General features: G+C 70.6%; 15 protein-coding genes. 9 read left to right on the top strand and 6 right to left on the bottom strand.

From position 1 onward, the window contains the following. Positions 1–108: 108 nt before the first annotated feature. The 3 genes from JNB50_RS00740 (at position 109) to JNB50_RS00730 (ending at position 3,464) form a co-directional block, all read left to right on the top strand. The gene (locus JNB50_RS00740; protein ID WP_208038199.1) at positions 109–1,044 is read left to right on the top strand and encodes a LysR family transcriptional regulator; all 936 of its coding nucleotides are present in this window, start codon (positions 109–111) and stop codon (positions 1,042–1,044) included. A gap of 96 nt (positions 1,045–1,140) precedes the next feature. Further along, complete coding sequence (locus JNB50_RS00735; protein WP_208038198.1) at positions 1,141–2,787, top strand: amidohydrolase; 1,647 nt, start codon at positions 1,141–1,143, stop codon at positions 2,785–2,787. Positions 2,788–2,861: 74 nt separating this feature from the next. Next, a complete protein-coding gene (locus tag JNB50_RS00730) occupies positions 2,862–3,464 on the top strand; it encodes a DUF1349 domain-containing protein (RefSeq protein ID WP_208038197.1) in 603 nt (200 codons plus the stop codon). 38 nt (positions 3,465–3,502) lie between these two features. Here JNB50_RS00730 and JNB50_RS00725 read toward each other — a convergent pair whose 3' ends face one another. Continuing rightward, positions 3,503–4,570 carry a PrsW family glutamic-type intramembrane protease gene (locus tag JNB50_RS00725; protein ID WP_307794545.1) on the bottom strand — a complete coding sequence of 356 codons (1,068 nt, stop codon included), beginning with the start codon at positions 4,568–4,570 and terminating at the stop codon, positions 3,503–3,505. 210 nt (positions 4,571–4,780) lie between these two features. On the opposite strand from JNB50_RS00725, the gene JNB50_RS00720 reads away from it, so the two are divergent. Next, positions 4,781–4,975, top strand: coding sequence for a hypothetical protein (locus JNB50_RS00720; RefSeq protein WP_208038196.1), 195 nt, complete (start codon positions 4,781–4,783; stop codon positions 4,973–4,975). Between the two features lie 16 nt (positions 4,976–4,991). Here JNB50_RS00720 and JNB50_RS00715 read toward each other — a convergent pair whose 3' ends face one another. Together JNB50_RS00715 and JNB50_RS00710 are read right to left on the bottom strand one after the other, a co-directional pair. Next, the gene (locus JNB50_RS00715; protein ID WP_208038195.1) at positions 4,992–5,744 is read right to left on the bottom strand and encodes a DUF11 domain-containing protein; all 753 of its coding nucleotides are present in this window, start codon (positions 5,742–5,744) and stop codon (positions 4,992–4,994) included. A gap of 122 nt (positions 5,745–5,866) precedes the next feature. Further along, entirely contained in the window at positions 5,867–6,229 is a 363-nt protein-coding gene (locus JNB50_RS00710; RefSeq protein ID WP_208038194.1) for a PLD nuclease N-terminal domain-containing protein, read from the bottom strand. 241 nt (positions 6,230–6,470) lie between these two features. Between JNB50_RS00710 and JNB50_RS00705 the strand changes: the two genes are divergently transcribed. The 4 genes from JNB50_RS00705 to JNB50_RS00690 all read left to right on the top strand — a co-directional run bounded on the left by JNB50_RS00705 (position 6,471) and on the right by JNB50_RS00690 (position 10,108). Beyond that, positions 6,471–7,715, top strand: a complete 1,245-nt coding sequence (locus JNB50_RS00705; protein WP_208038193.1) for an IS256 family transposase — start codon at positions 6,471–6,473, stop codon at positions 7,713–7,715. Between the two features lie 163 nt (positions 7,716–7,878). After that, positions 7,879–9,000, top strand: coding sequence for a sensor histidine kinase (locus JNB50_RS00700; RefSeq protein WP_243767849.1), 1,122 nt, complete (start codon positions 7,879–7,881; stop codon positions 8,998–9,000). Then, positions 8,997–9,608: a response regulator transcription factor gene (locus JNB50_RS25695; RefSeq protein WP_307794544.1), complete on the top strand. Its 612-nt coding sequence runs from the start codon at positions 8,997–8,999 to the stop codon at positions 9,606–9,608. The genes JNB50_RS00700 and JNB50_RS25695 overlap by 4 nt, the downstream gene beginning before the upstream one ends. A gap of 5 nt (positions 9,609–9,613) precedes the next feature. Then, complete coding sequence (locus JNB50_RS00690; RefSeq protein ID WP_208038192.1) at positions 9,614–10,108, top strand: hypothetical protein; 495 nt, start codon at positions 9,614–9,616, stop codon at positions 10,106–10,108. A gap of 5 nt (positions 10,109–10,113) precedes the next feature. On the opposite strand, the gene JNB50_RS00685 is transcribed toward JNB50_RS00690, so the two are convergent. Continuing rightward, complete coding sequence (locus tag JNB50_RS00685) at positions 10,114–10,473, bottom strand: PRC-barrel domain-containing protein (protein WP_208038191.1); 360 nt, start codon at positions 10,471–10,473, stop codon at positions 10,114–10,116. A gap of 66 nt (positions 10,474–10,539) precedes the next feature. Between JNB50_RS00685 and JNB50_RS00680 the strand changes: the two genes are divergently transcribed. After that, positions 10,540–10,989, top strand: coding sequence for a DUF1801 domain-containing protein (locus tag JNB50_RS00680; protein WP_208038190.1), 450 nt, complete (start codon positions 10,540–10,542; stop codon positions 10,987–10,989). Here the strand turns inward: JNB50_RS00680 and JNB50_RS00675 are convergent, their stop codons facing one another. Further along, positions 10,990–12,648 carry a DUF4091 domain-containing protein gene (locus JNB50_RS00675; RefSeq protein WP_208038189.1) on the bottom strand — a complete coding sequence of 553 codons (1,659 nt, stop codon included), beginning with the start codon at positions 12,646–12,648 and terminating at the stop codon, positions 10,990–10,992. It lies immediately after the preceding gene. After that, positions 12,648–13,688: a LacI family DNA-binding transcriptional regulator gene (locus tag JNB50_RS00670; RefSeq protein ID WP_208038188.1), complete on the bottom strand. Its 1,041-nt coding sequence runs from the start codon at positions 13,686–13,688 to the stop codon at positions 12,648–12,650. The genes JNB50_RS00675 and JNB50_RS00670 overlap by 1 nt, the downstream gene beginning before the upstream one ends. Between the last annotated feature and the right edge of the window lie 17 nt (positions 13,689–13,705).

Here is a 13,705-nt window from a genome sequence, read left to right as displayed (position 1 = left end):
TGCTTTTCCGCATCAATCAACTAAGGTTGCCTGAAGCACTGCATCACTTCGGGAGATACCGCGCCGGAGGAAACAGAGCCGAAACACCACCGTAACCGGAGGTCGCCGATGAGCAAGAAACCGGATGTCACGCTCGCGCAGTTGCGTTACTTCATCGAGGCGGCGACACACCTCTCGATGACCCGTGCCGCAGAGGAGCTGTTCGTCGCGCAGTCCGCCGTCTCGTCGGCCATCGCGCAGCTGGAGCAGCAGGTCGGTGCGCAGCTCTTCATCCGGCAGCGCTCCCGCGGTCTGACGTTGACCCCGGCCGGGCGGCAGTTCCTCGGCGACGCCCGAGCGCTCCTGCTCAACCTGGAGGAGGCGCTGGACACCGCGCGCGGCATCGACAACCAGGTGCGCGGCACCATCCGGATCGGCTGCTTCGTCACGCTCGCGCCCTTCGTCCTCCCCGCGATCGTCAGCCGCGTGCGCGCGGAGCACCCCTACCTCGACATCGAGGTCGACGAGCTCGACACCGACGGCGCCAGGGCGGCGCTGCGCAGCGGTCGCGTCGAGCTCCTGATCGGCTACGACTTCGGCTTCGGCAACGACATCCGCACAGCGGTGCTGTCGGACGCTCCCCCGCACGTCATCGTGCCGGCCGACCATCCGCTGGCGGCGTCGCAGCAGGTGTTCCTGCGCGAGCTCTCGCGCGAGCCGATGATCCTGCTCGATCTGCCGCACAGCCGCGAGTACTTCCTCGGCATCCTCGCCGGCGCCGGCCTGCAGCCGGAGATCCGGCACCGGTCGCTGAACTATGAGACGGTCCGCGCCTTCGTCGCGCACGGCCACGGCTTCTCGATCCTCAACCAGCGCCCGCAGCACGACCTCAGCTACGACGGCGAGCGGGTGGCGGCCCTCCCGATCGCCGACAGCGTGCCGGCGCTACCGGTCGTTCTCGCCGCGATGCGCTCGGTGCGGGCGACGGCGCGGGCGCGCGCGGTCGGCGACATCGCGGCGCAGGTGGTGGCGGAGTCGCTGAACCCTGCTCCGTCGCGGCCGTGAGCTGCATCAAACGTGCTGATGAGGTAGTCCAGTCGAAGCTATTTGCGTGATTCCGTTCCACCACCCGAGACTGGGCGGATACGCGAAGGGACGCCGATGACGAGTCTGCACATCACGAACGCCCGCCTCGCCCTCGGCGACGGGCGCTGGCAGGACGGCGGCGTGCTCGTCCGCGACGGCGTCATCGCGGCGGTCGGTCCCGACGCCGATGTCGCCGCCCTGCGGGAGCCCGGCGCCGAGGTGCGCGACGCCGCCGGCGCCTCGCTGCTCCCCGGCTTCCACGACACGCACGTGCACCCGCCGATGGCCGGGAGCTCGCTGCTCGGCATCGACCTCATGCCGGTCCATGACGCCGACGCGTACCTGAGGATCATCGCCGATCACGCCGACGCGCATCCCGAGCTCGGCACCGTCGTCGGGGTCGGCTGGTACGGCGACGTCTTCCCCGGCGGCCTTCCGACGCGCGCCCTCCTCGACGCCGTCGTTCCCGACCGGCCGGCGGTCCTCACCAGCCACGACGGCCACGGCGTCTGGGTGAACACGCGGGCGCTGGAGGCCGCCGGCATCGGAGCCGAGGTCGCCGATCCGCTGGGCGGGCATTTCGTGCGCGACGAGCGGGGCGGGCTCACCGGGGTGCTCCTCGACACGGCGATGCAGGCTCTGGAACCGATCCTCCCGGAGCCCGTGCCCGGATTCTTGGAGGATGCCATCCTCGCCGCGCAGCGCCGCCTGCACTCGGTGGGCGTCACGACCTGGCACGACGCCGCCGTCGGAACGAGCGAGCTCGGCCCCGACGCGTTCGACGCCTACCTGAGCCTGGAGGCCCGGGGCGCTCTCACCGCGCGGGTGGTGCTGTGCCAGTGGTGGGACCGTGATCGCGGACTCGAGCAGATCGCCGAGCTCGAAGCCAGGCGGACGCGTGTCGCCCGCGCCGAGCGGATCTCGGCCCACGTGGTCAAGATCATGCAGGACGGCATGATCGAGAACCACACCGCCGCCCTCCTCGACGACTACACCGACGCCCCCGGCGTGCGCGGCGACTCGTTCCTCCCACCGGACGAGCTCGCGACGATCGTCGCCGAGCTCGACGCCCGCGGTTTCGACGTGCACCTGCACGCCGTCGGCGACCGGGCCGTGCGGGAGTGCCTCGACGCGGTGGCCCGCGCTCGCGCCCGCAACGGCTCGACGGGAGGACGCCACCAGCTCGCGCACCTCGACGTGGTCGACACCGCCGACCTCGACCGGTTCGCGGCGCTCGACGTCACCGTGAACGCGCAACTGCTCTGGGCGCGCACCGACATCGAGATCGTCGAGCGCAAGCTGCCGATGATGGGCGACGACCGGGCGAAGCGGCACTTCCCGTTCGAGACGCTCCGCGCCAACGGCGCCCGTATCGTCGCCGGTAGCGACTGGCCGGTCTCCGACCCGAACCCGCTCTGGGCGATGCACACCGGCACCACCCGGCTCGCACCCTCCACCGATCCGCACGCGACCGGACGCGCGCTCACCGACCCGCTGCTGGCCACCGAGGCGCTGCCGTTCGCCACCGTGCTCGACGCGTACACGGGCACGGCCGCGTGGGTCGGGCGGTTGGAGAGCACGACCGGTCGGCTGGAGGCAGGGCTCGCCGCCGACCTGGTCCTCCTCGACCGCGACATCTCGAGCGGCGACGGCCTCGACACCGCCCGCGTCGCCGAGACCTGGGCCGCCGGCCGCTCCGTCTACCGCGCCACCGAGACGTGAGAAGTCGCGGGAAATCCGACAGGGATTCCCGCGTTCGCTCACGTCTCGGTGCTGCGAGCTGGCAGGGTGGTGGGGTGACCGATGCCTTCGACCTCGCACTCGAGCCCTCCGACCCGACCGTCTGGCGGATCGGCACCGACCGGGTGACCGCGATCGCGCCTGCGCGAACCGACCTCTTCATCGACCCGAGCGGGACCTCGGGAGTGGCGGCGGAGTCGATGCTCAACGCGGTCACGGCGCTCGGCGATCCCGGCGCGGGCGACGTCGTCCTGTCAGCCCGGGTGTCGGTCGGCTTCCGCGACACCTTCGATGCCGGCGTCCTGCTCGTCTGGGTCGACGAGCTGCACTGGGCGAAGCTGTGCTTCGAACGCTCGCCCGCCGGTGAGCGCATGGTGGTCTCCGTGGTCACCCGCGGTACCTCCGACGACGCCAACGGCGAGGTCGTCGACGGCGACAGCGTGTGGCTGCGCGTGTCCCGCGTCGGACGCATGTTCGCGTTCCACGCCTCGACCGACGGGCGCTCGTGGCGGTTCGCGCGGGCGTTCACGCTCGACACCGACGAGCCGGCCCGCCTCGGCTTCGAGGCGCAGAGCCCGGTGGGCGACGGCTGCGAGGTCGCCTTCGACCAGCTCCGCTTCGAACGCCGCACCCTCGGCGATCTGCGCGACGGGAGCTGACCGATCGGGCAGGGCGGCTGGGCGGCGGGCCGGGGCCGTCAGACCGGGTGCGCCGCCGGCTCGCCCTCGACCGGCGCCGCCCGCCCCGTCCGCCGGATGCGCCGGGCGATGAGCAGCCACGTGACACCGCTCGCGGCGACGAACACGAACTCGAACAGCAACAGGAGGCTGCCTCGCGCCACGGGGCTCACCGGCAGGCTCTGCATCAGCCCGATGAACCCGTCGAAGCCGCCGTGGGCCGCGACGACGCCGAGGTACGCCAGGACAGCACCGACCGACAGGCGGAAGCGCCCCTGGCGTGCCGCGGAGAATACCGCTGCGGCGAGCAGCGCCGAGAACACCGGGTGCAGGAACGGCCCCGTCAGCTGGCGACCGATCGTCACGCCGATGAAGAGGCCGAGGCCGTTGCCGTCGGCATCCTGGCCGCGGGCGAACGCGTCCAGCAGGTACCCGACGTTCTCGATCACGCTGAAGCCGAGACCGACGGCACCGCCGACGAAGAGACCGATCCTGGCGTCCTTCACCGGCAGCTTCCAGGCCAGGAGCAGCACGGCGCCGAGCTTGGCGGTCTCCTCGACCACTCCGGCCAGGATCAGCGAAAGCTCGCTGGGGTGGGTCGAGGTCCCGCCGCTGGCGATGTCGATCAGCGTGTTGGCCGGGGCCGCCACCAGCGTCGACGCGAGGCCGCCCAGTCCGGCGATGAGGAGGAGGCGGGGCACGGAGAGCTTGTCGTCGGGGCGCAGCTTGTACGCCATCGTGTAGATGATCGCGACGGCGACGGTCGCGGCGCCGGTCAGCAGGAGGAACGGCGAGACCACTCTCGGACCCGCGTCGTGCAGGTGCGGCGCGATCGCGGCGAACAGGAGGCTGAAGCCGAACACCCACAACCAGATCCCCAGGCTGGCCGCCCCGATGATCCACCCGCCGAACCGGCCGAGCCACTTGCGGGGCTCGCGCCGCTTCGGGGCGGGCACGGGAACAGGCACGGGCACGACCGGATAGGTGTAAGCCGTCCATTCGGCGCCGCTCCACCACCGCAGCATCCGCTGGTCGTAGGGGTCGGGATACCAGCCGCTCGGGGGCAGCAGTGGTGGAGCGTAGGTCACGCGGTCAGCCTACGTTTCCGCGGTGTCGCCCGTCCTCCACCAGAATGGGCGACACGCCGTGGCGCCCGCGAGCCGGTGACGGCGCCAGGGCGCGCGACGCCGGCGTCAGATGAGGATTCCGGTGTCTACGGCAACGCCGATCCCCGATCGATCTCACACGCCGCAGCGTGGCCCACATTCGGGGGTCAGAATCGGGCTTACCGTGGGCACATGGCGATCAGGATCGAATTGCGTTCGGCCAGTTGCCCGATCTGCGGAAAGCGCATGGACGGCACGGTCAAGATGCTCGGCACCCCCGGTCAGACCGGGTTCCGCACGGCGCCGCAGGACGTGCATTGCTCGTCCGGGTGCGAGCGAGCGCTCGGCGACAACCGGGAGCGGATGCTGGGGGTGTTCCAGGAGTAGCGGCCGGCCCGTGTCGTCACGCGAGCTTCGTCACGGAGTCCTCGGGCGCCGAGACGATCTGCTTGCCCGACGGTGGCATCCCCGTCGCGAAGGTGCGAGTGGAGACGGACTTCGCTGTCAGGTCCGCCGCGGCGACTGTGTACGTCGCGGAAGCGGTCGCGCTCTCGCCGCTCTTGAGGACTCCTGGCGACGCCGGCGTCGGCCAGACGAAGGTGATCGCGCTCGGGGATTGCAGTGAGTCGGTGAGCGAGACATCGGTGACCGTGTCGGCGCCGTTGTTCGTGATCTTGAAATGGTAGGTGATCGTGTCTCCGACGGCGGGAGGAGTCGACAGCCCGGGAGCAGCGATCTGGCTCAGCGACAGCGGAGGCTTCGCCCCCGTGTCGCCGTCGATCCCTGCCGCCTTCAGGACATTCGCGTTGGCCGCCTCGTTCGCCTTGGTCGCGAAGTAGAAGGCGACCGCGGTGCTCGCCGATGCGACGATGCCGCCGATCAGAACGTTGCGCAGATTGGAGTCCGTGCCACCGAGCGTGAGGCCCGCCAGGATGAGCAGCGCAGCGATCAGGGTCACGGAGATCCAGGCGCGGACGACGCTGTTGGCTGCGCGTTTCTCGTTCGTGTCGCTCGGCCACCCGTAGACGAGCAGACCGCCGAACGCCAGCACCATGATGACGAGCAGCGCAGCGATCGGCACCCACCACGGGATCCCGGGCGGCAGTGCCGAGTCCGCGGCTGACGGCGTCGCGGCCATTCCCATCCACAGAGGCATCCTCGCCCTCCCTCTGGATCGGCAGCGCCTCATCGCGCTGCGCCCGCGAGAAAGTGTGGCAGGCAGGATCGGCCACGGCAATACTGAATTTCAGCCGGCCGGCGCGGCTCCGAGCGGCACCGCTACGCCGTCTCCCCCTCCGACTGCCGGCGCATCTGCTCCTCCAGCTCCCGGATGCGCTTGTCCCGCTCGGCCAGCTCGATCTCGTGCTCGAGCGCGGCGAGCTGCGCCTCCGTGCTCGACGCGTACGGCGCGTGAGCGTTCGCCTGGCTGCTCGTCGTCCGCGCGGGGCGCCGAGGGCGCGGAGACGACTCGTACTCCCTCCCGATCGCGAACCACAGGATCGCGCCGATCAGCGGCAGCAGGATGACGATGAACACCCACGTGATCTTGGGCAGATGCTTGATCTGGTCGTCCCGGCGCAGGATGACATCCAGGAGGGCCACGACGAAGAACGCGAACGTGATCAGGTAGAAGACGAACATGGCGACGAGTCTATGAGGTTGCTGTGCGCGGTGTCGCCCACCAATTGTGGTCGCACACCGCTGGGCCGCGGGGATCCGGGGTGGCAGGGCCCCCGCGCACCTGCCACCCGAGCGTCGCGCTCCGGTTGCGTCCGGCAGGGTGGTGTATGGATCGGGTGACCGTGTCGCTGCGGACGTAGCGACGGTCACCGCGTGATTCTTCGAGAGAACTCTTCACATCCGTCTCGAAAGGACCCCGACGATGACCGTCGCACCCCACGATATCGACCCTGCCCGTTTCCTCGAAGACCACCTCGCGCAGGCGTCTCCCGACCTGCTGCGGGAGATGCTCGGCACGTTCATCAACCAGCTGCTGTCCGCGGACGCCGATCAGGTCTGCGGTGCCGCCTACGGCACGGTCAGCTCCGACCGAGTGAACCGCCGCAACGGTTACCGGCACCGTGACTTCGACACCCGCACCGGCACCATCGACGTGAAGATCCCGAAGCTGCGGCAAGGGACCTACTTCCCGGAATGGCTGCTCGAACGTCGCCGCCGGGCGGAGGCCGCGCTGACCACAGTGGTGGCCACCAGCTACCTCCTCGGGGTCTCGACCCGGCGGATGGATGATCTGGTGAAGACGCTCGGGATCACCGGGCTGTCGAAGTCGCAGGTATCGGAGATGGCACGAGACCTCGACGAGCACGTCGACCAGTTTCGGCACCGCCCACTGGATGCGGGCCCGTTCACGTTCGTCGCCGCCGACGCCCTGACCATGAAGGTCCGCGAGGGCGGCCGGGTGATCAACGCGGTCGTGCTGGTCGCGACCGGGGTGAACGCCGACGGCCGCCGCGAAGTCCTCGGCCTGCGGGTCGCGACGAGCGAGACGGGCGCCGCCTGGAGCAGCTTCTTCGCCGACCTCGTCGCCCGCGGCCTGAGCGGGGTGCGCCTGGTCACCTCCGACGCCCACCAGGGCCTGGTCGAGGCGATCGCGGCGAACCTGCCCGGCGCGGCCTGGCAACGCTGCCGCACCCACTACGCCGCCAACCTGATGTCGGTGACGCCGAAGAGCTCGTGGCCATGGGTGAAGACCCTGTTGGGCACGATCTTCGACCAGCCCGACAAGGAGTCCGTGCATGCCCAGTTCGACCGGGTCCTCGACGCCCTCGAACACAAGCTGCCCCGGTCGTTCGAGCACCTCGAGGCCGCGCGGGAGGAGATCCTCGCGTTCACCGTGTTCGACAAGTCGATCTGGCGGCAGATCTGGTCCAACAATCCCAACGAACGACTCAACCGCGAGATCCGCCGCCGCACCGACGTCGTCGGGATCTTCCCCAACCGCGACGCGATCATCCGCCTCGTCGGCGCCGTCCTCGCCGAGCAGCACGACGAATGGGCCGAGCAGCGCCGCTACCTCGGACTCGACGCCATCGCCGCAGCCCGCCGCGTCGGCGAACCCGTCACCGAGGAGGTGATCGAACCCGACCTCCGAGCCCTCACAGCCTGACCACGACACGAGGAATCACACGACGACCGATACACCACACCCCCGGACTTGACCCGCGCTCCCCCGACGCGACGCACACGAAGAGCCTACGAATGCCGCGCGCGAACAGGGAATGTAACGAAGGTCACATCCCTGTTCCCACCGATCGGCCGCGCGGGGAGCCATGATGGATGCTGTGGTTCCGAGTGCGCACCAGGGGGACGTCGACGACGCGTCGCCGGTCGTCGGCGCCCGCATCGCCGACGACCTGATCCGGGCGCTCCGCTCTCGCGGCTCCGCGTTGGCGACCGACCCCGTCGTCGCGGCCCAGCTCCGAGCGCAGGTGCGGGTCGTGCTTCGCGGCACGTACGACCGCCTCGGGGTCGCCGGTCTCGCCGGCACCGATGCCGGCCCAGACGCCGGCCCAGCTGCCGGCCCAGCTGCCGGCCCACACGGCACGCCCACCGGCGGCCGGACCACGCCGCACGGCTCGGGCGTCGGCGGTGCGCGAGCCAGGCAGAACATCCACCCCGCGGACAGCCTCACCGCGGCCACGCTGCTGTTCGACCTCGCGTTCACCGAGCTCGTGTCGTCGGGCCTCGACCCGGCGGAGGTCGCCAGAGCACTGAACGCCGCCATCATGGGCGAGGTCGTGCCGGCCTCCCTGAACTATGTCGACGTGCTCATCGAGCGTCTCGCCGTCGCCCACAGCGAGGAACGGCTGGGGATCTCGCGCGAGTTGCACGACCGCGTCGCCCACGGCATCGCCGCGGGCATTCAGCGCATCCACCTCAGCCGCCAGCGGGACGATGCGTCGCCCGAGCGCATCGATGAGGCGCTCCGGCTGCTGGAATCAGCGCTCGTCGAGACACGTTCCCTGGCACTGGATCTGCGGCACTCCGTCGGAGACAAACACCTCGACGAGGCGATCCGCGACTATGTGGCCGATCTGAGCCCCGAGCCTCCTCTCGTGGACGCACACAGCTACGGCACGGCCCGGTCGCTCCCCACCGGCGTGCAGGAGGAGGCGTTCATCATCGTCAGGGAGGTCGTCCACAACGCGCGCCGCCACTCCAGGGCCGACCGCATCCGATTGGACTCGCATTGGCTGGTCGACCGCCTGATCATCTCCGTCTCCGACGACGGGATCGGGTTCGAGCGCGACCGAATCCGGCCGGGCGCGCTCGGGCTCATCGCCGCGCAGGAACGCGCGGAGCTCATCGGCGCCGAACTGACGATCGACAGCACGCCGGGTTCCGGGTCCACCGTGACCCTGACGATCTCCCGACCGGGAGCGCGCCTGTGAAGAGCGCGACCGCGAAGCGCACGATCGTGCTCGCGGACGATCACGCCCTGTTCCGCACCGGCGTGCGCGGCCTCATCGAGCGCGACGTGACCGTCGTCGGGGAGGCCGGCGACGGCCCGGAGGCGATCGCGCTCGTCGAGAGCCTCCACCCGGACGTGCTGCTGCTCGACGTGGAGATGCCCGGCGGGTCGGCCGAGCGAACGATCAGCACGGTCCGCCGCCGCTCACCGGGGACAGCGGTGGTCGTCCTGACGATGCACACCGACGCGGTGCTCCAACGACAGTTGCTGCGTGCCGGTGCCTCGGCGTTCGTGTCGAAGAACATCGACGAGCGCGCGCTCATCGAGCTGATCGTCGCGGCGGAGCCGGCGCGGGCGTCCGCCTCCGCCGCGGCCCCCGCCCCTGCGGCCGGCATCCTCACCGACCGTGAACTCGAAGTGATCAGGATGATCGCGCAGGCGTACACCAACCGCGAGATCGGCGCACGCCTGAACATCACGGAGGGCACGGTCAAACGCCACACCACGAACATCTACGCCAAACTCGGCGCCGCCTCCCGGATCGACGCCGTGCGCAAGGTGATCCGCCTCGACCTGTTGGAAGGGTGAACCCGATGAGACGACCGCTCCATCTGAAAGTCACTGCGGCGCTCGGCGGGGCGCTGCTGTTCGGCGCGATTGTCGCCGGCTGCAGCGCGACCGGCTCGGCTGCGCCCACCCGGTCCGAATCCCCGCACGCCACGGCCGCACCGACCCCGCACAGCGACGCATCGATCGCCCTCACCTGCGCCGTGCTCGGATCGTTGGACACGTCGCTCGAGGACACGGCCATCGAACAGCACGACGGCCAGACGGACCCCTCCGGTTACGCGGCGGTGATCAACACGACGACGAACACGCTCATGGGGCTCCGCCGCAACTCGCAGGCCGGCATGCAGTCGGAGGTATGGAACCTCCAGGAGGCGGTCAAGACCTCACCACCGACGGTCCAGGGGGCGACGTTCGACCCGCACGGCGCGGATTTCGTGGCTGCGCTGGCCGAGGTGAAGAAGGCGTGCGAGGCGAACGGCACGCCGATGATGCTCTACGCGCCAGTCGGCCAGGGCTGACCGCCTCAGTCCTTGCGGCGCATCCAGTGCTCCCGCAGGAACATCCGCCCGAACCACGCACTGAGCCCGTTGCCGCCGTACTCGTCCGGATCGGCGTCGAGCACCTCGCTGCCCTGAGGTTCGGGCAGGGAGCGCGCTTCCTCGTCGGTGAGTGTGGTCTGCACGGCCGCCGCGGTGATACCCCCGACCCGGTCAGCATCCACGAACCGCAGCCCCGTGCCTGTCTTCACCGCGAGCCCGTCGAAGAGGTCGAGCGAAGGATCCTGCAGCACGTGCTCCACCCGGCCGATCTCGATGCCGTCGGAGGTGAAGACGGGGGTGCCCTTCTGCAGGACGGTGTAGGCGATGGGTGTCTCCTCGGTCACGAGGAACACTGTACGCCGGGGAGCAGGCGCCTCCCCGAACGGATACGTTGCCGGGAAGATGGGGGCATGACCGACACACCAGAACCCGGCGCCTTCTCCGCCCAGGAGCGAGCCGCCATCAAGCAACGCGCCGCCGAACTGAAGGCGGAGGCCAAGCGCGCGAAGGGAGCCGAGAAGGCCGCCGCAGAGGCGGCCGACGTGCTCACGAAGATCGCCGAGATGCCCGACGGCGACCGCGAACTGGCGGAACACCTCCACGCGCTCGTCGCGGAGGTCGCGCCAGAGCTCTCCCCCAAGCTCTACTACGGCCAGCCCGGCTACGCGCGCGGTGGCAAGGTGGTGGTGTTCTTCCGCAGCGGGCAACTCGACAAGACGCGGTACTCGACCTTCGGCGTGAGCGCAGAGGCGGCGCTGGACGACGCGAGCGGTCTCTGGCCGACGTCGTACGCGCTCATCGAGCCGACGGATGCGGCGTGGGAGCGGCTCGCGGAGGTGGTGCGGCGAGCGGCGGGGTAGCTACGCCGCCCGCAGGGCGTCGATCAGCGTTCGACGCACGCGCAGGATGGCCTCGGGGTCGCGGGGCCAATGGTCCATCGGCCAGCCGCCCTCGGCCTCGAGCACCCGGAGAACGGCCTCGCGCCCCAGCCGCCGTTCCGCGAGCGTGAGCGTGCGGTGGTCGTCCATCGCGTCCGCGATGGCGCGGAAACGGATCGACCGCCACGGCCGGCCGCCCTCGCCCGGGTAGAGCAGGAACGGGTCGCCGCCCGGATACGCGCCGCCCGCGCTGGTGTCCGCGAACGGGTCGATCAGACGCCGGCTGTGCTGGTCGTAGTAGAACGTGAGCCCCCAGTGCAGGAAGCCGGGGTGCCCTCCGGCGAACAGCTGCGCGCCGATGGCCCGGGTGCGCGCGGTCGGCTGAGCGATGAAGCGGTTGGACACCGCATCCTGCTGGGTCACGCAGTAGTAGACCCACGGCGGCGGGAAGCCCGCGTCGGCGAACGCGTGCACGGCGTCCGACGCGACGACGGGATCGTCGACGAGACCGGAGCGGACCAGCTCCACCTCGCTCAGCGCGTCGATGACGGTGCATCCCTCGAGCAGGTCGGCGACGACTTCCCGCGCCCGGCCGTACCCGGCACGATCGGCCGCGGTCGGCTCGTCGGAGACGTGGAAGAACACGCGGTCCAGACCCCAGGCATCGTCGAGGAAGCGCCGGAGCGCCGGCACCAGCTGCTCCAGGAACGCGCGATATTCCGGGGCATCGGCGGGGGTGTCCCAGCCGAATCGGCGGCGGACGTCGCCGCCCTCCGAGCGCACCAGGAAGGCCGGCGTGCTGGCTGCACCCCACTGCGTGAAGAAATGCGGCAGCTCCACATTGCGGATGCCGACGGTGCGGCACAGCTCCAGCCATCGCTCCAGGCGCTCGAAACCGAACACGAACCGTCCGTCCCGCTCCTCGATGTCGAGGAGCTGCACAGGGGTGCGGTAATGGCCGACAGCGGTGTCGATGGGCGGCGTCCACGCCGGGGTCAGCACCGTGTTCATGCCGATCCCGCGCGATTCGGCGAGGAACGCCTCGAGGATGCGCCAGTGCTCCGGGGAGAACACCTCGACGCGGTAGTGGTCGGCGAGCGCGTCTGCGTGCAGCCACTCGGTGTGGACGATGCCGAGCTCCGGGAGCGTCTCCGCCACGACCTCGACGCGTTGGGTGTGCTCGAACAGCGGCTCTCCCGTCGACTCGGAGCGGAGCACGACGGTCACCGCGGCATCTCGGTCGGCGTCCGTCAGCGGCGTCACCTCGATCCACACCGACGACCACCCGGCGAGGAGCGGAACGAACGCCTCGCCGGGTTCGATCGGCCGCAGCAGGTCGGGGTAGAGGCCTGGCGCGTCGCGTAGATAGCCGTCGTCGTGGACGGGGAATGCAGGGAGCGACACGGGCACCAGCTCGACGCGGAACGCGCGCGCGGTCGCCGGTCCGCTGACGCTGACCTCCGCGCAGACGCGGCCGATCGGGGTGAGCGACCGCGTCGCAGGAGGCCGCAGCGCCACCTGGAAGGCGACCGTCTCGCCCGCGAACGCGATCGGCCCGAGCCGAGCATCGAGCGGGCGCGGCTCCGCCTCGGGGAGCACCTTCTCCAGCGCGTCGGAGACGACGAACGACCAGCCGGCCATCACGCGGCCGCCTTCCCGGACGTGGAGGCGCGGACGATCAGCGACCACGGGAAGTCGTGCAGCGTCCCGCCGTCTGGTTCGGTCTCCAGCGCTTTCGCCACGATGATCTCGGCCACCCTCTCGTAGAACTTCGACGGTCCGACCGTGCTCAGGGTCGGGTCGCTGTGCTCGCCCGCGAGCGTGTTCCCGACGCCGATGATGGCGACGTCCTCGGGCACGCGCAGCCCCAGCCGGTGCGCCGCGTTCACGGCGGCGAGGGCCGCGAAGTCGGTCGTGGCGTAGATGGCGGTCGGCCGATCGGGACGGGAGAGCAGCTGCGACGCGGCCAGATAGGCGCTCTCATTGGAGTCGGTGAACTCCTCGACCCAGTCGTCCCGCACCTCGTGGCCTGCTGCCGTCAGCAGCTCCACGTACGGCGTGTACCGGCTCGGGCCGACGGCATGCCTGGCGCTGCTCGCGGTCAGACAGCCGATCTGCGTGTGGCCCTGCAGCAGGTGCTCCACCGCCAGGTAGCAGCCGGGGACGGCGGCCGAGCGGACCACGTCGAACCCTGCCGGCTCCAGCGTGTCACTGAACACGACCAGGCGCTGGCCGCGCTCCACCAGGCGCGCCAGCCGCTCCGGTGCGTCGGCCGCTCCTGGCACGATGTCGATGAAGGCGACGTCGGTGGGCTGGCGCTCCAGCGCATCCGACCAGTCCCCGTCGGCGAGGATCATGGTCGTCAGCCCGCGCGCCTTCGCCGCGGTGTTCACGCTGTCGGCGACGGCGAGCGCCCACGGGTCGCTCAGCATGTGCAGCGAGAGCTGGACCACGCCGGTGCGCCCGGTGCGGACGGCCTGCGCCGACGGGTTCGGCCGGTACCGGAGACGGTCGGCCGCGGCCTTCACCCGCGCTTCCGTCGCGATCGAGTACCGCCGCCCGCCGCCCGGACGCACCGGCCGATCGGCCAGCACGTACGACACGGTCGCGATGGAGACCCCCGCCTCCCTGGCGACCTCGTGCACGGTGGGACGCCGTGCCCCCTCGCCGTCGTCAGCCATCACTACCTCCCACATCG

This window comes from Leifsonia sp. TF02-11, assembly GCF_017565305.1.
Classification (GTDB): Bacteria; Actinomycetota; Actinomycetes; order Actinomycetales; family Microbacteriaceae; genus Leifsonia.
The sequence above is the reverse complement of the archived record's forward strand: the minus strand, read 5'-3'. Positions and strand labels throughout refer to the sequence as shown.